The 20,392-nt window shown below is 38.2% G+C and carries 20 protein-coding genes; all 20 read right to left on the minus strand.

Annotation, left to right across the window (positions count from 1 at the left end; all coding sequences use genetic code 11):
- Positions 1 to 187 precede the first annotated feature (187 nt).
- Positions 188 to 1,051 (minus strand): purine-nucleoside phosphorylase, encoded by an 864-nt coding sequence (locus NT145_04350; GenBank protein ID MCX5781920.1) that lies wholly within the window; start codon positions 1,049 to 1,051, stop codon positions 188 to 190.
- Between the two features lie 20 nt (positions 1,052 to 1,071).
- Positions 1,072 to 2,265, minus strand: coding sequence for a phosphopentomutase (locus NT145_04355; GenBank protein ID MCX5781921.1), 1,194 nt, complete (start codon positions 2,263 to 2,265; stop codon positions 1,072 to 1,074).
- Between the two features lie 19 nt (positions 2,266 to 2,284).
- Positions 2,285 to 3,235 (minus strand): transketolase family protein, encoded by a 951-nt coding sequence (locus NT145_04360; GenBank protein ID MCX5781922.1) that lies wholly within the window; start codon positions 3,233 to 3,235, stop codon positions 2,285 to 2,287.
- A 17-nt stretch (positions 3,236 to 3,252) separates the two neighbouring features.
- Positions 3,253 to 4,068, minus strand: coding sequence for a transketolase (locus NT145_04365; protein ID MCX5781923.1), 816 nt, complete (start codon positions 4,066 to 4,068; stop codon positions 3,253 to 3,255).
- A gap of 197 nt (positions 4,069 to 4,265) precedes the next feature.
- The gene (locus tag NT145_04370; protein MCX5781924.1) at positions 4,266 to 7,202 is read right to left on the minus strand and encodes a GAF domain-containing protein; all 2,937 of its coding nucleotides are present in this window, start codon (positions 7,200 to 7,202) and stop codon (positions 4,266 to 4,268) included.
- Positions 7,203 to 7,280: 78 nt separating this feature from the next.
- Positions 7,281 to 9,065, minus strand: a complete 1,785-nt coding sequence (gene dnaA / locus NT145_04375; GenBank protein MCX5781925.1) for a chromosomal replication initiator protein DnaA — start codon at positions 9,063 to 9,065, stop codon at positions 7,281 to 7,283.
- A 17-nt stretch (positions 9,066 to 9,082) separates the two neighbouring features.
- Positions 9,083 to 9,745 carry a deoxyribose-phosphate aldolase gene (deoC, locus tag NT145_04380; GenBank protein MCX5781926.1) on the minus strand — a complete coding sequence of 221 codons (663 nt, stop codon included), beginning with the start codon at positions 9,743 to 9,745 and terminating at the stop codon, positions 9,083 to 9,085.
- A gap of 31 nt (positions 9,746 to 9,776) precedes the next feature.
- The gene (gene rpiB, locus NT145_04385) at positions 9,777 to 10,229 is read right to left on the minus strand and encodes a ribose 5-phosphate isomerase B (GenBank protein MCX5781927.1); all 453 of its coding nucleotides are present in this window, start codon (positions 10,227 to 10,229) and stop codon (positions 9,777 to 9,779) included.
- A gap of 7 nt (positions 10,230 to 10,236) precedes the next feature.
- Complete coding sequence (locus tag NT145_04390) at positions 10,237 to 10,818, minus strand: phosphate propanoyltransferase (GenBank protein ID MCX5781928.1); 582 nt, start codon at positions 10,816 to 10,818, stop codon at positions 10,237 to 10,239.
- A gap of 117 nt (positions 10,819 to 10,935) precedes the next feature.
- Positions 10,936 to 11,694, minus strand: coding sequence for a triose-phosphate isomerase (tpiA, locus tag NT145_04395; protein MCX5781929.1), 759 nt, complete (start codon positions 11,692 to 11,694; stop codon positions 10,936 to 10,938).
- 39 nt (positions 11,695 to 11,733) lie between these two features.
- A complete protein-coding gene (locus NT145_04400) occupies positions 11,734 to 12,570 on the minus strand; it encodes an FRG domain-containing protein (GenBank protein ID MCX5781930.1) in 837 nt (278 codons plus the stop codon).
- A 132-nt stretch (positions 12,571 to 12,702) separates the two neighbouring features.
- Positions 12,703 to 13,710 (minus strand): site-specific DNA-methyltransferase, encoded by a 1,008-nt coding sequence (locus NT145_04405; protein MCX5781931.1) that lies wholly within the window; start codon positions 13,708 to 13,710, stop codon positions 12,703 to 12,705.
- Complete coding sequence (locus NT145_04410) at positions 13,711 to 14,580, minus strand: hypothetical protein (protein MCX5781932.1); 870 nt, start codon at positions 14,578 to 14,580, stop codon at positions 13,711 to 13,713.
- A 270-nt stretch (positions 14,581 to 14,850) separates the two neighbouring features.
- A complete protein-coding gene (gene folK / locus NT145_04415; GenBank protein ID MCX5781933.1) occupies positions 14,851 to 15,315 on the minus strand; it encodes a 2-amino-4-hydroxy-6-hydroxymethyldihydropteridine diphosphokinase in 465 nt (154 codons plus the stop codon).
- Positions 15,309 to 16,466: an LL-diaminopimelate aminotransferase gene (locus NT145_04420; GenBank protein MCX5781934.1), complete on the minus strand. Its 1,158-nt coding sequence runs from the start codon at positions 16,464 to 16,466 to the stop codon at positions 15,309 to 15,311. Before NT145_04420 ends, folK begins: the two co-directional genes overlap by 7 nt.
- A 27-nt stretch (positions 16,467 to 16,493) precedes the next feature.
- Positions 16,494 to 16,856, minus strand: a complete 363-nt coding sequence (locus NT145_04425; protein MCX5781935.1) for a hypothetical protein — start codon at positions 16,854 to 16,856, stop codon at positions 16,494 to 16,496.
- Between the two features lie 11 nt (positions 16,857 to 16,867).
- Complete coding sequence (locus tag NT145_04430; protein ID MCX5781936.1) at positions 16,868 to 17,620, minus strand: fumarylacetoacetate hydrolase family protein; 753 nt, start codon at positions 17,618 to 17,620, stop codon at positions 16,868 to 16,870.
- Between the two features lie 27 nt (positions 17,621 to 17,647).
- Positions 17,648 to 18,418 (minus strand): 4-hydroxy-tetrahydrodipicolinate reductase, encoded by a 771-nt coding sequence (dapB, locus tag NT145_04435; protein ID MCX5781937.1) that lies wholly within the window; start codon positions 18,416 to 18,418, stop codon positions 17,648 to 17,650.
- Between the two features lie 69 nt (positions 18,419 to 18,487).
- A complete protein-coding gene (gene dapA, locus NT145_04440; protein MCX5781938.1) occupies positions 18,488 to 19,363 on the minus strand; it encodes a 4-hydroxy-tetrahydrodipicolinate synthase in 876 nt (291 codons plus the stop codon).
- A gap of 98 nt (positions 19,364 to 19,461) precedes the next feature.
- Entirely contained in the window at positions 19,462 to 20,286 is an 825-nt protein-coding gene (gene dapF / locus NT145_04445) for a diaminopimelate epimerase (GenBank protein MCX5781939.1), read from the minus strand.
- Positions 20,287 to 20,392: the final 106 nt, after the last annotated feature.

Consider the following 20,392-nt stretch of genomic DNA (forward strand, 5'->3'; position numbering starts at 1 on the left):
TTTACCCCGTTAGAAACAGTAAAACTATCGTAAACTTCCAAAACTACGAAAAGCTATATTCATTGTATTTCTCTATTCATCACTTTTTCCTAACGTTTGGCTGTTTCTAACGGGGTGAATCCCATCCGAAACAGTAAAACTATCGTAAACTTCCAAAACTACGAAAAGCTATATTCATTGTATTTTCCTATTCATCACTTTTTATTAACGTTCGGCTGTTTCTAACGGGGTAAATACAATCAACCAAACCAAAAATAATATCTGATATTTTGCCGGCCGCATTTTGGGCATTTTTTAAAACCTCTGAATGCGTTATTGCAGTATTTTGAAGGCCGGCAGCATAGTTTGAAACATATGATATGGCACAAACCTTTATATTAAGTTTCTTGGCAATCACGGCTTCGGGAACCACTGACATACCTATAACGTCCCCTCCCAGTTTAGAAAATGCTTTGACCTCAGCCGGAGTTTCGTATGTAGGCCCGCTTACGGCAAAATAAGTGCCTTCTTTTACACTTATATTTTTTATCTTTGCCAGACTTTTTGCTTTCGCATTAAGATCATTGTCATAGCAATCAGTTAAATCTAAAAATTTTATAATAGATTCTTCTTCAAATGAAGATCTCAATACGTTTTCACCCATAAAATTTATATGATCTTTGATAATAACAAGATCTCCCTTTTTAATATTTTTCTTCATACTTCCTACTGCGGAAGTGATTAAAAGATATTCAACGCCCAGCATTTTTAAAAGACGTACGGGATAACATATTTCATCAAACGAATAACCTTCGTAATAATGATTCCGCCCGTTTAAAACGGCAATCTCATTTTGCTTATATCTGCCCAAAAGAAGCTGTCCGATATGCCCTTCCACTTTAGAAGGTAAAAAATTGGGCAATGAAGAATAACTGAATTCAGCATCAACATCAATTTTTTTTGCCGTATTGCTTAAGCCTGAACCGAGAATAATGCCGATTTTAGGGCTTATATTTGTTTTTTGCTTGATAAAATATCTTGTGTTTTCTAACTTTGTCTGTAAGTTTTCCATAATTAATATTTTCTTAAAGATTATGATAACAAAAGATTTTTAAAGCTTTTACCGTTTTCCATCTGATTAAAACTGAATATATCCGCTATAGTTTGCGCAATGTCAGACATGGAGGCACGCGCCCCGAGGTTTATCCCGCTCTTAATTTTTTTCCCATAAATCATGAGAGGCACATACTCCCTTGTATGATCTGTATGGACTGTGTATGTAGGATCGCAGCCGTGATCTGCCGTTATTATCAAAAGATCTTCCTGTTTCATTTTTTCAATTAAGGACGGCAAAAACTTATCAAATTCTTCCAGCCCGCGCGCGTACGATTTTACATCCCGTCTGTGCCCCCACAACATATCGAAATCCAATAGATTTGTAAATACAAGAGACTTTGAATCAGGAAGAGGCCGGATATTTTGAGAAACGGCATCCATTGTCATTGCCATTCCTTCACTATTATTTCGAGCCAGCATTGACTGCGTAATACCCTGTCCGTTAAAAATATCTTTGATTTTTCCTATTGCAACTACGCTTCCGCCGTTTTCTTTAACTTTATCAAGTATCGTCTTTTTTACAGGAGGCAATGAAAAATCCTTGCGGTTTTCAGTCCGAACAAAACTGCCGGGTTCGCCTATGAAAGGCCTCGCAATTACCCTGCTGACATTATGATCGCCCGTAAGCATTTTTCGGGCGATTTTACATATTGAATACAGTTTTTCTAATCCGAAATATTTTTCATGCGCAGCTATTTGAAAAACTGAATCAGCCGAAGTATAAATGATGGGATAACCGCTTTTGATGTGTTTTTCGCCCAATTGCTTGATAATTTCAGTTCCCGAAGCGGCAAAATTCCCTAGAGTTTTAGTACCGATCTTTTTTTCAAATGTTTTTATTAACTCTTTAGGAAATCCGTTGGGATATGTAGGAAACGGTTTATCTAAGATTATTCCCGCTATTTCCCAATGCCCCACTGTAGTATCTTTCCCGGGAGACAAACAAGCCATTTTTCCGTACGATCCTGAAAGAACTTCTGGTTTTGTCAGACTTGAAGAAATAATATTGTATAAACCGAGGTTTGCCATGTTCGGTAAAGAGTAATCTTTTCCCATGTTGCTGAAAATATGGCCAAGCGTATCGGCACCGGTATCGCCATATTTTTCTGCGTCCGGCAATGCTCCGGCTCCCACGCTGTCCAAGACCACTAAGATTACTCTATTGATCATTAGCCTTTTATAATCCAACCTATCTTTTTCTTTTTATTACTTTTTCTGCCGCATTGGCTATATCAACATCTTTAAGATGAAAATGGCTCATAAGCTCTGAAGGACTTCCGGATTCTCCAAAAGTATCTTGAATTCCTATCATTTCAACCGGAACCGGATTATTTTTAACTAATACTTCGGCCACCGCCGACCCGAAACCACCCAAAACCTGGTGTTCTTCAGCCGTTACTATCGCGCCGCATTCCTTTGCCGCTTTAATTATGGCTGATTCATCGATGGGCTTTACAGTATGGATATTTATTACCCCTACAGAAATTCCTTTTTTAGCAAGTAATTCCGCCGCCATAAGAGATTCGTAAACAAGAGTACCGCAAGCCAAAATAGCGACATCAGTGCCTTCTTTCAAGGTTTCTGCCCGGCCAATTTTAAACGGCGCGCTCTCCTTAGTAATGATTGGAACCGCCTCTCTTCCAAACCTGATATAGACAGGGCCTGAAATTTTTGCGGCTTCAAAAGTAGCTTTTTTTGTTTCATTCAAATCGCACGGAACGATTACCGTCATCCTCGGCAGGCAACGCATTATAGAAATTTCTTCAAGCGCCTGATGCGTAGGGCCGTCGGGGCCCACCATAATTCCTGAGTGTGAACCGCCAATTTTTACGTTAAGATTTGAATAGCAGATTGTTGTTCTTATCTGTTCCCAAGGCCTGCCTGAAGCAAAAACACCGTAAGTTACCGCAAAAGGTATCCATCCCCTTACTGCAAGGCCAGCCGCCATGCCTAAAAGATTTTGTTCAGCCACGCCGACATTAATAAACCTTTCCGGAAAAGCTTCCTGAAAAGTATTTATTGCCACGGACCCTGCTGTATCCGCACCTAAAACAAATATTTTCGGATTTTCTTTTCCAAGCTCAACGAGGGCTTCGCCGAAACCGTAACGAGTTGCCTTTTTGCCGTAAACTTCAACCATTTATTATTCCTCCGATTTTAAATGCTGATCTCATTTAATGCTTTTTCCATAAGTTCTTTTGAAGGCGCTTTCCCGTGCCAGTCAACAATATTTTCCATAAAAGACACGCCTTTGCCTTTTATTGTGTTCGCAATTATCAATGTAGGTTTTCCTTTCGTTTTTAAAGCTTTGTCATAAGCTTTAAAAATCTCTTTAAAATTATGCCCGTCAATTTCTATCACATTCCATTTAAACGCCCTGTATTTTTCTGCCAATGGTTCAATGCTCATTATGTCTTCAACTTTTCCGTCTATTTGAAGTTTATTGCTGTCAATTATCCCGCAGAGATTGTCAAGATTACGGTCTCCCGCCGCCATAACCGCTTCCCAGATAGACCCTTCCTGCTGCTCGCCGTCACCCATAAGAACAAAAACTCTGTTATTTTTTTTCTCGGCTTTAAGCCCCAAAGCTATGCCTGCCCCGATAGATAGTCCGTATCCTAAAGAGCCGGTTGATACCTCTACCCCCGGCAGCATTTTATCTTTTGCAGGATGGCCCTGAAGACGGCTACCGATTTTGCGCAGAGAACAAAGCTCGTCCGATTTTAAACACTCCAATTGCGCAAGCACAGAATATAAAACCGGGCAGACATGCCCTTTTGACAAAATAAAATAATCTCTTTCGGGATCTAAAGGATTTTTAGGATCAAATTTCATAACTCCGAAATATAGAGCCACAACAAGCTCAACAGATGAAAGGCTTCCTCCCGGATGTCCGGAACCGGCTTCGGTTAGCATAGTTATTATGTCCCGCCTAACCTTTTTTGCAATATTTTTCAGTTTTTCTAAATCCATTGTTCCTCCGCGCCCCGATTTATCGGGGCGACGTCTCGCCCGTCCAGCTCATTTAGAGCGGACGAGGCGGACCCGCTTCAATTGTCGTGGCCTCGCTCCGCCCTTATGGGCGAGGCGGGCATGCCTCAACGAATTATGCTGGGTTCGTCTTACTTTTTTATAACATACAAGGTAAACAATTATCTTTCTTTAAAGATTTAGGCAACTTCGTTATATGACGGAATTGTAAACAAAAATTTTGAACCCCTGCCGGTATCGCTTTCAACCCAAAAGTTTCCTTTATGAAGCTCAATCAACACCTTGCAGAGCGCAAGGCTAACCGGCACCAGCCTGGATAAAATTGAATCGTTCGGATAAAATTTGTCAAATATCCTGTAATGCTCGCTTTTGGGAATGCCTATCCCGTTGCTGGAAATCCCGAATAAAACATTTTCTCCCTGAACGGAACCGGAAATTTCCACTATCCCTCCGTCAAGGGCAAGCTTGGAACAATTAAGCAAAAGATTACTAAATATCTTAATAACTTCATCTTTATCAGCAGAAATTGCGGGCAAAGAAGCCGGAATATTTAATCTTAAATCAAGCCTTTTCGGTTCAACTTCGGAATAAAATGTTTCTCTGGCTTTTTCTATTATTTCGTTTATTTTTATCGGCTTTAAATTCAGTTTAGATTGCCCTGATTCAAATTTTGTGATCTCAATAAAATTTGTTACAAGCATTCCCAGCTTTTCCATAGACTGATAAGATATTTTTAGAAATTTTTCCTGTTGTGGATTAATTACTCCTGCTCTTCCGCTCAAAACAGTTTTAACAAAGCCTTCTGTGGCAAGCAGGGGAACGCTTATATCATTTGAAATCATTGCAATGAATTCGTTTTTAGCCTGGTTAAGCCTCTCAAGCTCGCCATAAGCTTTTTTTATGGAATCGTAGAGGTTTGCATTATCAATAATTACCGCGGCCTGAGTAAGAACGAGGTCAGCAAGTTTTAGACTATCCACATTATAATAATTCCCTTCCTTCTTTCCTATAATGAAAATTCCAATCGTTCCGCTTTCCGCTTTTAGAGGCACAATTATTAATGAATTCATCCCCTGAAACAAATTTTCCTGCTTTTTTATGCGGGCGTCCTCTTGAGTATTTTTGCTTAAAAAAGCTTCTCCCGAAAGAAATGTTTTTAAGATTATGCTGTTTTCATCATCAACTGATATTCCGTGCAATATATTCAAGTTATTTTTATCAAAATAAATATCTTGAGGTATGAATTTTTTATTTTTTTCATCGTACATTAAAAGCTGGGTCAAATCAGCTTCAAAAGCCTTTTTTATCGTTGTAATAACTTTTTCAAATATTTTTAAAGAAACCGGTTCGCTGGATATCGTGCTGGAAATATCTTTAAATACCGTTAGATCATGCACAGTATTTGCAAGTTCCTTGTTTAATTTTATGCTTTCAACAGAACCGGCTATTCTGTCGGCAAGAAGCTCCATTAGGCTTACATCTTCCTGAATAAAGCTTCCCCCGATTTTATTTCCAACCGCAAAAATCCCAAGGGGTTTTTGGGATGGATTAATCAAGGGTGTAAGAATTATTGAGTTTAAGTTTATAATTCCATTAAGAAAACTAAGCGAATTATTGGACTGGGAAGGATTGTTCGACATATAACTTTTCCCTTCTTTGATTGTTGAATCCATGATATCAAATTCATTTATTTTTAAGCTTCGCGCTATTTTTTCGTCACTAATGCCGAAAAAAGGAATGGAAGGCATTAAACTTTCCGTTTGTTCTTGATACAAGAAAAAACCGGCGTACTCCACAGACAGCATGCTTTTCACTTTCTCGCTAACCATTGCAAATATATCTTTAATATCGCTGGTAACAGCAGCAAGAATTACTATATCGGAAAGGGCTTTCATATTGTTTGCTTTATTTATCAAGCGCGAATTGGTATTAAGAAGTTCTTTTGTAACAATAGAGATTTCCATTTCAAGCCGCCGGTTCAAAGTATTGATCTTGTTAAAAAGCTCAAAATTCTGAAGCGCGGTAAACAAATATTCGGAAAATGTGGAAAATATTTCCATTTTTTCTTTTGTAAAATATCCTTTTTCTTTGTTTGAGACATTCAAAATACCGAGACACCTGCCTTCGCCGATTATTGGAATATATACAAAAGATTCTATGCCTTCTTCACCCATAGCGTCTTTTACATATTTAGAATCACATTCTTTGATGTCGTTAAAAATTATTGTTTCTCTGCTTGAAAAAGCCTTTCCGATAAAACCTTCATTTTCTTTCAGCTTTATACTATCTAAAAAATCAGTAAAAAAGCCGCTTTGCGCGCGTATTTTGAAAAACCCGTCATCTCCAAGCGTTACAATTGCACATGAAACACCTTCGAATTTGCCTGTGATAAGTCCTATGACTCTGTTGAATATTTCATTTAGCTCGGTATTAGATTTAAGCGTTTTTGAAATGGAAAAAAGCAAATTAAGCAGCGCGTTTGTATTTGCGTATTTTTCTTTTATTGAATTAAGTTTAGCGGAAAGAGTTTTCCAGCGGGCGCTGGTAACTTTAAATTTGAAGTTTGCAATTTCTTTATTATCTGTATTTTCAAAAAAGTCAGTAAACTTTGAAATAAATCCGATTAGACTTTTACGAAAATACAGGTACGGAATATAGGATATAAGAATAGCCCATAGGATAAAAAAACCTAAAGTAAAATAAAGATTTTTTCCGCCGGTCAGAACCCTTAAGATATGCTCGTATCCCGGCCCAATTTCAAACCATCCGATTATTGAGTCGGCAGTTTTAATTTGAAATTTGACCGTTATAAATTCAAGGAGTTCATCCGGCGCAAATTTCCTTAGTTCAGAGAGCTTTTCGCCTTTTGAATTGATTACTAGAACAGAATTTACCCGGTTTCTTATAAAAAATTTATTTGCAATACCTCTTATTTCATTTTTAGGTTTTTCTTCTTTCATTAAACTTGCTAAATCCGTAACTACAGGATAGACTACGTATTCAAAATGTTTCTTAAGAACAAGTTTAAGGAAAAAATTGCCGCTGAAAAAGAAAACAGCGGTAATGCATAGAAAAATTACAAAAAAAACAATAATATTTTTAGAAAAATATCTCATTTATTTGCAGTCAAAAACAACAAAATAACCCCGTACTAAATACGAGGTTTAATTTTTATCGATAAAACGATAAAATGCTCATCCTCTTTTCCGCACCAATGTAATATCTAATGCTAAATGCAGATATCTGGAATCTTTGGTCAAATCTTCCCATTGAATCAGCTGAAGCGCGATTTTTTCTCCGTTCAGCAAAGTCATAAGCAAATCGCCGAATTCCCCCGCTTCGGAAACAGAAGCTGTCGGAGGACCCAAAACAACGGCTATATCGATTTTTTTTATTTTGCAGGTTTCAGCAAAAAAAGCATATTTCATCTTTGGACCGAAAGTATAAGTTTGTTCAAAAGCGCTTTCAAGTTTGAATTTTAGTTTATGTTTCCGAATAATAGAATTAAATTGCTCTTTCACGGTCAGAAGTTCTTTCATCTTTCCTTCAGGATAGAAAAATGCCGCTTTTACCGTATCAACCACAACTTCGGTTTCAGGAGTGTAAAAAGAAGTCGTTTTACTTGCCTTTTCGCCAAACGCTTTTCCTCTATCTCTTATAGGAATTCCTGGTCTGGGAGGTATATAAGGGGGTACATTTGGTTTAAAAGGTTCTTGAGGCGGCGGTACCGGACTTTCAGGTTTAGTTTCCGTGGCAGATTCAGTTTCTTCAGAAGAAATTTGAGCTTGTTCCTGAGCTTCCGGAGAAACCATATCTGACATAAGGCTTTTAACAATATCTAATGTTATTGCCTGCTGTATTAAAGAAGCGTAGGCGCTGATTCTTTTTAAGAAACCCTCAAGTTCACGAACATTAGATTTTAGAGTTGAGGCAATGTAATAAAGTATATTGTCGTCAAGATCAATGTTGTTTAGTATCATTTTCTTTTTCAATATAGCTAGACGGGTTTCAAGGCTGGGAGGCTTTATATCCGCTATAAGTCCCCATTCAAACCGGCTCCTAAGCCTGTCTTCAAGTGTATTAAGCTTTTTAGGATGGCGGTCCGATGTAAGAATAATCTGTTTTCCCGCTTGATGCAGGGAATTAAATACATGGAAAAACTCTTCTTGGGTAGATTCGGATTCAGACAAAAACTGAACGTCATCCACCAGAAACGAATCTATATTTTTATAGTTTTCCCGCATTTCTTGAAGTTTGCCCGTTCGTATTCCTTCAATAACTTCGCTCATAAATTTTTCGGCCGTCACATACATTATCGTATAGTCTTCGCTATTTTGAAGCACATAATGCCCGACTGCCTGCATCAAATGCGTTTTTCCAAGGCCAACCCCTCCATAAATAAAAAAAGGATTATAAACTTTACCAGGCCCGTCAGAAACCGCTCTTGCTGCCGCCGCTGTAAACCTGGAATTAGGGCCTATAACAAACTGTTCAAATGTGTAAAGGGGATTAAGCCTCAGCGAATTTTCCGCAAAAGGGCCCGAGCGTTTTATCGCTTTTTTTTCGGTAGTTTTGGCAGGTTCGGTTTTCTTTTCCGGTATTTCTTGAGTTTCTTCAGGAGTTTCTTTATTAGTTTCCGATGAGTCTTCTGAAATAATGCCCTCAGCAGAGACCCCTTCTTCTTGGGTCTCTTTTTGTCCGGAAATATCCTCTTTTTGCTCAGTTTTTACCAATTTTCCCTCGCCAAACCTGGTTTTAAGAAGGGTTTCTATCTTTTCAAGAAGGTCGTCTTCCACTCCGTAAAGATAAACAGTATAGGTATAATCTTCATCCTCCGAAAGAAACGGTCCGCCAATACTTAAAGGAATTTCTTTTAAAAGGTCATCAAACTCGTCTTCATTCAAAGAAATTTTTAAAAGCCACCTCTTTTCGTCTTTTTCAGACGGGGAATGCGCTAAATACCATTTTTTATGTGCCATTTTTCAACCCTCAAAATTTATTTCCCTGATATAATCTGAATTGCTCGGGATGTCCCTATTCTAGTTGCCCCGGCCAAAATCATTTTTATCGCTTCACAATATTTGGCAATTCCGCCCGAAGCTTTTATTCCGGGATAATTACCTACGGTTTTTTTCATCAGTTTTACTGCTTTTATGCTTGCTCCTTTTGAAGAAAATCCTGTTGATGTTTTTACAAAATCAACCCCGGCTTTTTTGGTGATTTTGCATAATTTCATTATTTCGTTTCTGTTGAGATAACTGGTTTCAAGAATAATTTTAAGTATTTTTCCTTTGGAAATCCGCCTTAAATATCGGATTTCTTTGGTCGCATATTCATAATCATTTGATTTGATTTTTCCGATATTAATAACTGCGTCTAATTCATCCGCCCCGTCTTTAATGGCTTCCTTTGCTTCAAAAACTTTTACTTTCGTTGCGGAAGTTCCTAGCGGGAAACCGATAACAGTGCAAACTTTAACCAGAGAATTTTTTAAAAGCTTCGCGCAGAATTTTACCCAGCACGGATTTACACAAACTGATTTAAAACCAAATTTATCCGCTTGTTTACATATGGTCTTAATCTGGTTCTGAGAAGCGTCGGCCTTCAAAAGAGTATAGTCAATAAAATGAGCAAGATCCTGCGGACGTATTTTTTTCATTAGAAACAGTCAATATGCTGCATCATCATGCTCATTTGCAGCAGTTTTTTTCAATTTCGCTGATTTGTTGAATTCTATTTATATGCCTTTTTTCAGTGCTGTGAGGAGTATCAATCCAGATTTTTATCCACTTTATCAAGTCTTTTGTATCGGCAAAACGGCCGGGCAAACAAATAATATTTGCCATGTTATGCTTTGAAATTAAGGAAGCTATTTCATCTGCCCAGCAACAAGCTGCTCTAACACCTTTAAATTTGTTTGCAGCTATAGACATGCCTACCCCGGTGCCGCAAATGAGTATTCCCCTTTCGGCATCTCCCTTGGAAACAGCGTCAGCAACTTTTTTCGCTATAGGAGTATAGTCGCAGCTTTCCGCGCAGTCGCATCCAAAATCCAAAACGGAATATTTCTCCTTTTTCAAAAAATCCAAGATCAAAGCCTTGTGTGCGTACCCCGCGTGATCACAACCAAATATAATTTTCATAATTTTTTTACAAAATATAAACAGAATCTCCGTTTTTTAATCCTGCCGAATTTGCTTCGTCAGTATCTAAATGGCATTCCAATGACATTTTGTCGCTTACTCTTGATACAACGTTATCAAAAATAAGACCCCGGTCCCCCGGACATTTTATCTTTATAACCTGATTATTGCTTACTCCTAAACGTTTTGCATCGGTTGTTGTCATATGCACATGCCGTTTTGCAATTATGCACCCTTCTTTTAAGTCTATCTCGCCTTTAGGTCCAATAATTTTTAGAGGTGCTGAGCCGGCAATATTCCCGGAAATTCTTAGCGGGGCATCTATTCCCAGATTTATGCTGTCGGTTACAGAAATTTCCACCTGAGTTGCGCTCCGAACCGGCCCTAAAATTCTGACATTTTCAAGTTGTCTTTTTTTCCCGACAATTGTTACAGTTTCTTGGCAAGAATGTTCTCCGGGCTGCATTAAATCTTTCAGTTTTGTAAGCTTATATCCCTTGCCGAAAAGTATTTCAAGGTCAGACGAACTAAGATGCACATGCCTATTTGAAACATTTGCTAATATTTTTCTATTTTCAGCGTTGTCCATTTTACCCCGTTAGAAATAGCCTAACTTCTGTTAATATATTAATTATTGAAAAATTTATATACAATATCTTTAGTTGATGATTCTTCTTATAATCTAACTATTTCTAACGGGGTAAACTTATGCATATTTTATTATTTTGGTGAATGAATCAATTTCTAAGCTTGCGCCGCCGACAAGTCCGCCGTCAATATTTGGCTGTTTCATAAGCTCGGAAATGTTATCGGGCTTCATTGAACCGCCGTATAAAATTCTGATGCTTTCCGACGCCTCGTTTCCATACATATTTCCGTACAGTTTGCGTATATAAGCATGCACTTCCTCAGCCTGCTGGGGAGTAGCCGTTTTTCCTGTACCTATTGCCCAAACAGGCTCATAGGCAATCACCAATATTTTTGACTGATCGGAATTTAATCCTGCCAAACCGTTTTTAACTTGTCTTTCTATAACCTGCATTGTAATGTTTTTTTCTCTTTCAGAAAGACTTTCTCCAACACATACAATAGGTATAAGCCCGGCAGAAAATGCTGATTTCATTTTTTTGTTCACAGATTCGTCAGTTTCGCCGAAATATTGTCTTCGTTCGGAATGCCCAATTATCACGTATTTACAACCAGCATCAACCAGCATATTTGGAGCTATCTCTCCCGTAAAAGCTCCTTTTGCTTCCCAGAAAAGATTTTGAGCACCAAGTTTTATATTTGAATCCTTTATGTTTTGAGAAACCGCGTATAACGAAGTAAACGGAGGGCAAACCAAAATTTCTCTATCTGAAACACTTGAACAACTTTTTTTCAGACCGTTGACCAATTCCAAAGCCTCAGGAATCGTTTTAAACATTTTCCAGTTGCCTGCCAACAAAGGTTTTCGTTTTCCCATTATTTTCCCCTTTATGCCACCCGCCACTTCGGCGGACTGCTATTCCTTCCTATGTTTAAATGCCAAAGATTTCAGTAATGATTCTTCCGAATGCATTAAACTGAAATGATTAATGTTGTGTTCATAAAGATACGTCAATGCTGGTATTCTCTGGGACCGCGGGATGATTATTTTGACGAAGTTATCGCTTCCATCTTCCCTAAAAAAGTGTTCATAATCGTAGATTACATGTTCCTTTTCTAGCGAGTCGTAGATATAAGCCAGAGTATACCATGCCTGCTGTAGATAATGGCGCTCATGCGTTCTAGTATCAGGCCCCCCTATAATACGAATTTGTGGCCTACTGGATGGACTATTATCCAATTCTATTCCCGGATTTGGTAGAGGTTCAATATAAGCATATATTGCTACGCAGTCAGCCTCTTTTTGTTCCTCAAACGCAAAAAAGGCTGCTACGTACGGTGATGCACTCCAGTCAAGTAAAGGGGATGGGAATCCGTTGTGACGCATATATATCCAGAATTCGAGAAATGGTATTTTGATGATTGATTCAGGATGTCGTGTTGTAAAAACTTTATTGTATTCGGTTTTCCATTCTTTGTCATTTGGTAAATTCCAATTAAATTTCGTAAATGACTCAATTTCTGATGAGCACCTTTGTAAAAATCCTGCATACTCGCACACACTCCAGGGATTATTCGGAGAATATCTTTCTAGTGTGGTTGAAAGCTTGTATTTGCCATCTGCCAAGCCGCGGTAAAATACGAGGTGTTCATTTTGATAGTCCCCGGCTGGAGTGAAACCATATTTATTTTTGATGTATTTGATCTTATCATTAAACTCATCCCAAATCTTGATTGTTATTTCTTCGAGCATATCTTTCTCCTGAATTCTTTCCACGGTTTATGGAACGCTTCTAGTTTCGGTACGTAGTTTTATTAACTCTGCCTTTTTTTGTAAATTTATTAAAACTTTTCTTTTTTCTGGGCACCACAAGGTCGCTTATGGTTATGGAATCTTTTTCTTTTTTGTCTTATTAGACTTGCATTTTGTTGAATACTTGTTCGTTCGTTTTTCAGCAATAAAAGAATGAGAACCAATATTTTTATATTCGAATAAACCGACTTGGTTCAAATATTTCTTTATCCTTTGATTCGCCAATTCAACATATTCCTTTTTAATATCATACCCGATATAGTGTCTGCTACCTTTTAAGGCGGCAAGGCAAGCCGTTCCTGCTCCGCAAAAAGGGTCCAATACTACATCATTTTTAAAAGTGTACATTTGTATCAATCTATGAGGTAATTCTTCCGGGAAAGGGGCGGGATGCCCGATGCTCCTTGCAGAAACAGCAGGAAAAGTCCATACACTTTTGGTCCATTCGATAAATTTTTCCTTTGGAATTGTGTCTTCCTTCTTATCCTTTTTTCGTGAAAATGATTCTTTAGAAAAAACCAAAATGTATTCGTGAATATCTCGCAGCACTGGATTTGCTGCCGACTTCCAACTTCCCCAAGCTGTTGAGGGACTTGCGCTTGAGGCTTTATTCCAAATAATTTCCCCCCTCATCAAATAGCCGATATCTAGCATGTCTTCAATAATATAGGTATGAAGTGGTATATAAGGTTTCCTTCCTAAATTTGCAACATTAATACAGGCTCTGCCACCGGGAACAAGTTTATTATATGTTTCTTTAAAAACCTTTTTCAGTAAACTCCGATACTCATTTAAGGATAAATCCTCGTCATATTCTTTTTGCACATTATATGGTGGTGAAGTAACCATCAGATGAATACTACTATCAGGTATATCATTCATTATTTCACTCGATTTACAGTAAATTTTATCTATTTTTTCAGATGGTATAGCATTTTCTTCAAAGTTCCCATCAAAAACAGGTCTCTTGTCTGCATAAAGTTTGCTGTTGTAAAACTTTGAAGAATCATGGTTAATTCTCCCAGGAGTTCCAAAAGAGCTTGTTTTTGTACCATTGCGGCGAACAATAGTATTTTCCATTTATTTAGTCTCCTTGATAAGTTCTAAAAATTTTTCAGCCTTTTTTTCGTATGAAGATTCTTTATTTGAAAGTTCTATAATCTGCCCAAGTTCTTTTTTGCTTTTCATGCTTGAAAAAAAGTTCATTTCTGTAGATAACAGGGAATTAATAGTTTCCTTTAATTCTTCAAATTTATCAAGACGATTAAAACCACCCTTTTTTGTCCTTTTAATATTTTCTCCGTTATCATCTAGCGGACTAGGATTAACAGACCAAAAACCTTGAACTATACCCGCAGTCTTTAAGTGATCAACTTTTTCATAATAACTTTGAGTTATTGGAGTATTACCAATTATAATGATCGGAATTCTTGATGCTTTAAAGCTTGAAACGCGGATATTAATGCTCTTGCCTATACCCTTTAGCATTGAATCAGATCTTAGAAGTCCCGGATTTCCCGTATGAGTACTATAATCACCTAAGCAAGTTAGATTTTTTTTCTTTAGTTCCCAGTTCCATACGATAGACATTTTAACTTCAAATATTGCCAAGATATCCTCAGGTTTTTGTTCTATTTTTTTATTCCGAGAAATAACAACATCTGCCGGAGACATATCAGTCAAAGCTAATTCTTCACATTTTGCCCCTTGAACTGCAAATAGTTTTTTGTCAGAAATAGTCTCTCGAATTAGGTCGGCTGTCCATTTTTCAGTAAATTTACCAATTAGAGAATTACGGCTTTGCAGGGTTGATTTAGCTCCTTCGTAATTTTTAGGCCAATACGCTAAATATCTTTTATCATCAGAAAAATAAAAAAGTTGTTCGGGAGAAGCAAATTTAAAAGAGTCTTCAAAAAATTTCTTTTCCACTTCCTTTGACCATAGTTGCATTGTTAATCCCATCCTTTTAAGCGGTGCCCGTGCCTGGATTTACTTATTTGTTTTCTTCAATTATTTTGAGAAAATCATCGGAAGTTTCCTGGTACCACCCCAACTTGAGGTGCCAAATTGGCACTTCAAGTGAAACTCCCCCATCTGAAGATGGTACCTTCTTTTCATGTTACGCATACCTTTCCATTCACCCTCACCTGCCCTTCGGGCTTCCTCTCCCCTCGAGGGAAAGGGATGGGGTGAGGGGCTCAATAGGGTCTAATAAATTTTTCAGCGGACCCTGATTAGTTTGTTTTTAAGTTCCGTTACTGTTTCTTTCAAAACCGGATGTACGAGCCTCGGTGCAATTTCGGCCAGAGGATCAAGCACAAAACTACGGTTTTGAATTTCTTTGTGAGGAACATTCAGATTTTTTGCTTTTAAAACTTTATTTCCGCAGAAAAGAATATCGAGATCAATAATTCGGGGGCCCCATCTTTGAGTTTTTTTCCTTCCCAGGATGGCCTCAATATCTTTTAATGTTTTAAGCAACTTCAACGGCGAAAGATCAGTATTTACCTTTAAAACGTAGTTAACAAATTTTCTTTGTTTCGGGCCGATCGGTTTTGTCAGATATAAAGAAGATTTCTCAAGAACTTTAAAATGACTGTTTTTAAGAATAAGCTTTACCGCTTTCAAAATGTTTTTTTTTCTATCTCCGATATTTGAGCCGAGCCCTATATATGCAACTACCATTTTATTTTTTCAAGCCGATGCAAAGCTTCTTTAATCCTTGGAACTTCAACCGTTAGCGCAAATCTTACATATCCCTCGCCCGACGGCCCAAGGCCGTTACCTGGTGTGCATATTATACCCGCTTCATCTAATAGCTTTGAAACAGTCTGAGCAGAAGAATATCCTTTTGGCACTTTAGCCCAGACATAAAAAGTCGCTTCCGGTTTTCTTACGTTCCATCCGAGTTTATTTAAGCCGTCAACCAGGGCATCTTTTCTGTCCCCATATATTCTTCGCATCACCTGTACGCAGTCCTGCGGACCCGTTAAAGCAGTTATTGCTGCCTCTTGTATGGCCTGAAATACTCCCGAATCATAGTTATCTTTAACTGTCGCAAGGCCATTGACTATATCTTTATTACCGCATATCCAGCCTATGCGCCAACCGGTCATATTGTATGTTTTAGAAAGAGAATGAAATTCAACCCCCACCTCTTTTGCGCCGGGAATTTCAAGAAAACTTGTAGGTTTTTTATCGTAATAAAGCTCTGAATAGGCTGCATCATGCGCAACGATAATATTATATTTTGAAGCAAAGGAAACGACCTTCTTATAAAATTCCGGGGGAGCCATAACGGCTGTCGGGTTGTTTGGATAATTAATAAAAATTATTTTCGCTTTTTTTCTTATGTTTTCAGGTATTGCGTCCAGATCGGGAAGGAAATTGTTTTTTTCCAAAAGCGGCATAAAATGGGGCACGCTGTCAGAAAATATCGTTCCGGTGTTATAAACAGGATAACCCGGCTCAGGTATCAGCACTACATCTCCAGGATTTACAAAAGCAAGATGAAAATGGCCTATGCCTTCTTTTGAACCGATTAATGGATATATTTCGTTTTCGGGATTTAAATCTACATTGAACCTATTTTTGTACCATTTAGCGATAGCTTCACGAAACCTCTTAAGCCCGGACCCAAAAGGATAATGATGGTTTTCAGGTTTCGCTATAGCTTCCTGCGCGGCTTTTACAATATGTTCTGGCGTAAAATAATCAGGGTCACCCACTCCCAACGAAATTATGTCCACGCCTTTTTCTATAGCCGCTTTTTTCTTTTTATCTATTTCAACGAAAAGATACGGAGGAAGTTTTTTCAGTTTGTCGCTGTATTCAATGCGCATTCTTTTCTCCCAAATTCCTATCTACTTTCCAGTCTCTTCTGCTTGTTTAAATACGTGCCAAATTCCCAAAATAACCAGTATGAGAAAACAAAAAGTAACTACATTTGTAATCCATCCTTCAAATACTCCCATTTCGTACGGATATCCGACATATCCGAAATTTTCTGCTGTTTTTGAAGTGAATAAAATCTGCAGAAACGGGACTACTTTTGACTGTATTCCTCCCCCAAACACGAGCAAAGCCCATAGAAGCCAAAATATTAGGCTCATACCGAAAAGAATGATCACTATCATTGCACCGAGGTGCAAAGGATCATAACGAGAAATTTCAAGGTTTTCTTCGTCAGAAAAAAAATCCAGTATTTCGTTAAGTATTTTTTTCATTTCTCTATTAATCAGGCGACCGAATTTGCTAACTCGCCAATTTTTTGAATCTTTATCTTTACTTTATCCCCTCTTACCAAAGGGCCAACACCAGGAGGCGTTCCCGTTGAAATCACATCTCCCGGCAAAAGAGTCATTATCCTTGAAACAAAAGATACTACTTCGTTGACTTTGAAAATCATATCCTTTGTGTTAGAATCCTGCAATACTTTTCCGTTAACTAAAGCTTCTATTTTAAGATTGTGAGGATCAATATTATCAACTATCCAAGGGCCTATCGGAGAAAAAGTATCAAAAGATTTGGCCCTGGTCCACTGCCCGTCAATTTTTTGAAGGTCCCGCGCCGTTACGTCGTTCAAACAAGTATATCCCAAAATATGATCTTGAGCTTCTTTTAAGGGAATATTTTTTCCTTTCTTCTTTATCACTATCGCCAGCTCGGCTTCATAGTCAACTCTTTGAGATATGTCAGGATATATTATTGTTTCACCGGGGCCTATTGCAGATGTCGGCGCTTTAAGAAAAATCAAAGGTTCTTTTGGCAAAGCCATTTTTAGTTCGCTGGCGTGGCTCATATAATTTAAGCCCAGCGCAATAATTTTTGAAGGCTCGCAAGGAATTAAAATCTTTACTTTAGAAATATCAAATTTTTTCCCGGTTTTCTTATATTTTGAATAAAAATTCGGCGTAATTTCATAAACGGTTTTATTTTCCAATACACCGTCTTTCTTTTTTCCTTCTATTTCAAATCGCAGATAAATCATTTGTTTCCTTTTAATTGCAGTTATTTTTTATTTCAAGTCCAGCACATTTTGCATATCGTAAAGACCGGGCTTTTGTTTAATTACCCACTTTGCCGCAACTAAAGCTCCCGCTGCAAGAGTATCCCGCGAGTGAGCCCTGTGAATGAGTTCAATCCTTTCTCCCGGCCCAGCAAAATAAACGGTATGATCTCCAACAATATCGCCGGCTCTTACTGATGAAATTCCGATTTCACCCTTTTTTCGCGGCCCTATTTCACCTTTTCTGCCGTAAACTCCTACTTCTTCAATTTTCCGGCCCAAGGCATTGGCAATTATCCTGGCTAAATTCATAGCTGTTCCGGAAGGAGCGTCCTTTTTTTGATTGTGATGAAGCTCTACGATTTCCACGTCATAGGTCGGTACTTTTGACGCAATTTCTTCGGCAACTTTAAAAAGCAGGTTTACTCCCACTGACATGTTCGGAGAAAATACTATAGGAATACCTTTTGAAGCTTTCTTTATCGCCTCAATTTGCAAATCCTTAAAACCGGTAGTGCCAATGACCATAGCTTTTTTATTTTTCTCAGCTATTGAAAGGTGTTCAAGAGTACCGGATATATCGGAAAAATCTATAATAACATCCGAACCGCCGATTATTTCTGAAAGATCCGAAGTTGATTTCAGTTCTTTAGGGCACTTTGAAAGAAATTCCTTGCTTTCAACTCCTCCGATTACTTTAAATTCCTTATCATCGGATAAAAGCCTTAAAATGCTTGTACCCATTTTTCCTGCGGCACCGCATACGCTTGTATTGATCATTTTTTCTCCTCACCCCTTTTGGGGCGAAGTCACTGCCCGCTCCTTCGGAGCGAGCGGACCACCCATCAATTATTTTAAAAGCCCGTAGTCTTTTAATGCTTTTTCAAGCTTTTGCCGGTTTGCATCTTCCATAGGACACAAAGGCAGCCTTAAATCGGGCGAACACATTCCTAAAATTCCCATTGCCGTTTTAAGCGGAATTGGATTGGTTTCTAAGAACAATGCCTTTATAAGCGGCAAAAGTTTTGAAAAAAGAGATTTTGCCTTTCCTAAATCCTTTTCCAAATAGGCTTTTACCATATCAGCTACTTCCTTCGGCACTATATTTGCCAATACGGAAACAACCCCCGTTCCTCCGATGGACAAAACCTCAAGAGTCAATAAATCATCTCCCGATAAAAGATCCATATTCGGACAAAGCTTATGAATCTCTGACATCTGATCCAGTGAACCGGAAGCTTCTTTGATAGCGGTTACATTTTTGCAGTCGCGGTTTATCTTTTGCACCGTTTGAGGCTCAATATTTACGCCGGTCCTACTCATAATGTTGTACAACATCACAGGGATTTTGATTGAATCGGCAACTGCTTTGAAATGCAGATAAAGACCCTTTTGAGTAGGCTTATTGTAATACGGGGAAACTAAAAGAATCCCGTCGCAACCGGCTTTCTCGGCATATCTGCTGAGGTCTATTGCCTCTCTTGTACAATTTGACCCTGTACCAGCAATAACTTTAATCCGTTTCTTTACCGCTTTAACAACGACGTCAATGGTATTTTTGTGTTCTTCATGCGATAATGTAGCGGATTCGCCTGTCGTTCCGCACGGAACAATACCGTTCGTGCCGTTTGAAATTTGAAATTCAACAAGCTCTTTTAATTTATCAGTATCTACACTATTTCCCTTAAACGGAGTCACTAATGCAACATAAGAACCTTGAAACATATCCGCTCCTTTTTAAAGCCCTCAGCTTTCAGCCTTCGGCAAAATAATTCTTTTTTGTTTTCATTTGAAAGCTGACAGCTGATAGCTGAAATCTGTCTTTAAATACTTACTTCTCCCTTAAAAGCCACCTCAGCAGGGCCTTGAAGAGAAACATTTGAGACCGGAGAAAGCAAATCCCCCTTATCGTTTTTTGAATATGCTACAGTTAAAATATATCCGCCCCGCGTAATGCAATGAACCGGTTGGTTAACCATCCCCCTTAAACCAGCAATTATTGCGCTCGCTATAACGCCGGTACCGCAGGCCAGGGTTTCACCTTCAACTCCGCGTTCGTATGTTCTTACAAAAATAGAATTATCGTCTTTTTTTTGCACAAAATTTACGTTTGTTCCTCCGGGGAGGAACTCCTTGTGGTACCTTACCATCCTGCCTAATTCCAAAACGTCAGTTTTATCAATATCGTTAACAAAAATTACCGTATGAGGAACTCCCGTATTAATAAAAGATACGCTGAATTCCCTTTTATCAACTCTCAAAGTAAAATCAAGCTTTGCATCTTTTGGCTCATAAAGGAAAAGCTTTATTTCTTTTCCTAATATCTCAGCCTTTACAAAACCCGCTTCAGTTTCAAACGTCATTTTGTTTTGGACAATACCCAGAATATTTGCAAATCTGGCGATGGACCTTCCACCGTTGCCGCACATAGAAGCTATGGATCCGTCCGAATTATAATAGCGCATTTTAAAATCTGTCTTATCGCTATTTTCAAGTATAATAAGCCCGTCGGCGCCTACGGCAAATTTTCTGTCGCAGAGTTTTTTGGCAAGCAAAGACTCATCTTTAGGAAGAATTTTATTTCGATTATCAATTAAGATGAAATCATTTCCCGCCGCGCTGATTTTATGAAAATTAATAGTTTTCATGATGTCTCTCTACTTTTCTTTTACAATAAGGTCTTGATATTCTTCTCTCGCTTTGATCTCTTTGGCAACAGCTGAATCCACCAGTACCTCTGAGGCCCTAAGGCGC

It is taken from the genome of Elusimicrobiota bacterium, assembly GCA_026388075.1.
In the GTDB taxonomy this organism is placed as follows: domain Bacteria; phylum Elusimicrobiota; class Endomicrobiia; order Endomicrobiales; family JAPLKN01; genus JAPLKN01.

Coding starts and splice junctions, on each gene's coding strand:
- NT145_04350 (MCX5781920.1), bottom strand. CDS start 1,051: ATGGAAAACTTACAGACAAAGTTAGAAAACACAAGATATTTTATCAAG.
- NT145_04355 (MCX5781921.1), bottom strand. CDS start 2,265: ATGATCAATAGAGTAATCTTAGTGGTCTTGGACAGCGTGGGAGCCGGA.
- NT145_04360 (MCX5781922.1), bottom strand. CDS start 3,235: ATGGTTGAAGTTTACGGCAAAAAGGCAACTCGTTACGGTTTCGGCGAA.
- NT145_04365 (MCX5781923.1), bottom strand. CDS start 4,068: ATGGATTTAGAAAAACTGAAAAATATTGCAAAAAAGGTTAGGCGGGAC.
- NT145_04370 (MCX5781924.1), bottom strand. CDS start 7,202: ATGAGATATTTTTCTAAAAATATTATTGTTTTTTTTGTAATTTTTCTA.
- dnaA (MCX5781925.1), bottom strand. CDS start 9,065: ATGGCACATAAAAAATGGTATTTAGCGCATTCCCCGTCTGAAAAAGAC.
- deoC (MCX5781926.1), bottom strand. CDS start 9,745: ATGAAAAAAATACGTCCGCAGGATCTTGCTCATTTTATTGACTATACT.
- rpiB (MCX5781927.1), bottom strand. CDS start 10,229: ATGAAAATTATATTTGGTTGTGATCACGCGGGGTACGCACACAAGGCT.
- NT145_04390 (MCX5781928.1), bottom strand. CDS start 10,818: ATGGACAACGCTGAAAATAGAAAAATATTAGCAAATGTTTCAAATAGG.
- tpiA (MCX5781929.1), bottom strand. CDS start 11,694: ATGGGAAAACGAAAACCTTTGTTGGCAGGCAACTGGAAAATGTTTAAA.
- NT145_04400 (MCX5781930.1), bottom strand. CDS start 12,570: ATGCTCGAAGAAATAACAATCAAGATTTGGGATGAGTTTAATGATAAG.
- NT145_04405 (MCX5781931.1), bottom strand. CDS start 13,710: ATGGAAAATACTATTGTTCGCCGCAATGGTACAAAAACAAGCTCTTTT.
- NT145_04410 (MCX5781932.1), bottom strand. CDS start 14,580: ATGCAACTATGGTCAAAGGAAGTGGAAAAGAAATTTTTTGAAGACTCT.
- folK (MCX5781933.1), bottom strand. CDS start 15,315: ATGGTAGTTGCATATATAGGGCTCGGCTCAAATATCGGAGATAGAAAA.
- NT145_04425 (MCX5781935.1), bottom strand. CDS start 16,856: ATGAAAAAAATACTTAACGAAATACTGGATTTTTTTTCTGACGAAGAA.
- NT145_04430 (MCX5781936.1), bottom strand. CDS start 17,620: ATGATTTATCTGCGATTTGAAATAGAAGGAAAAAAGAAAGACGGTGTA.
- dapB (MCX5781937.1), bottom strand. CDS start 18,418: ATGATCAATACAAGCGTATGCGGTGCCGCAGGAAAAATGGGTACAAGC.
- dapA (MCX5781938.1), bottom strand. CDS start 19,363: ATGTTTCAAGGTTCTTATGTTGCATTAGTGACTCCGTTTAAGGGAAAT.
- dapF (MCX5781939.1), bottom strand. CDS start 20,286: ATGAAAACTATTAATTTTCATAAAATCAGCGCGGCGGGAAATGATTTC.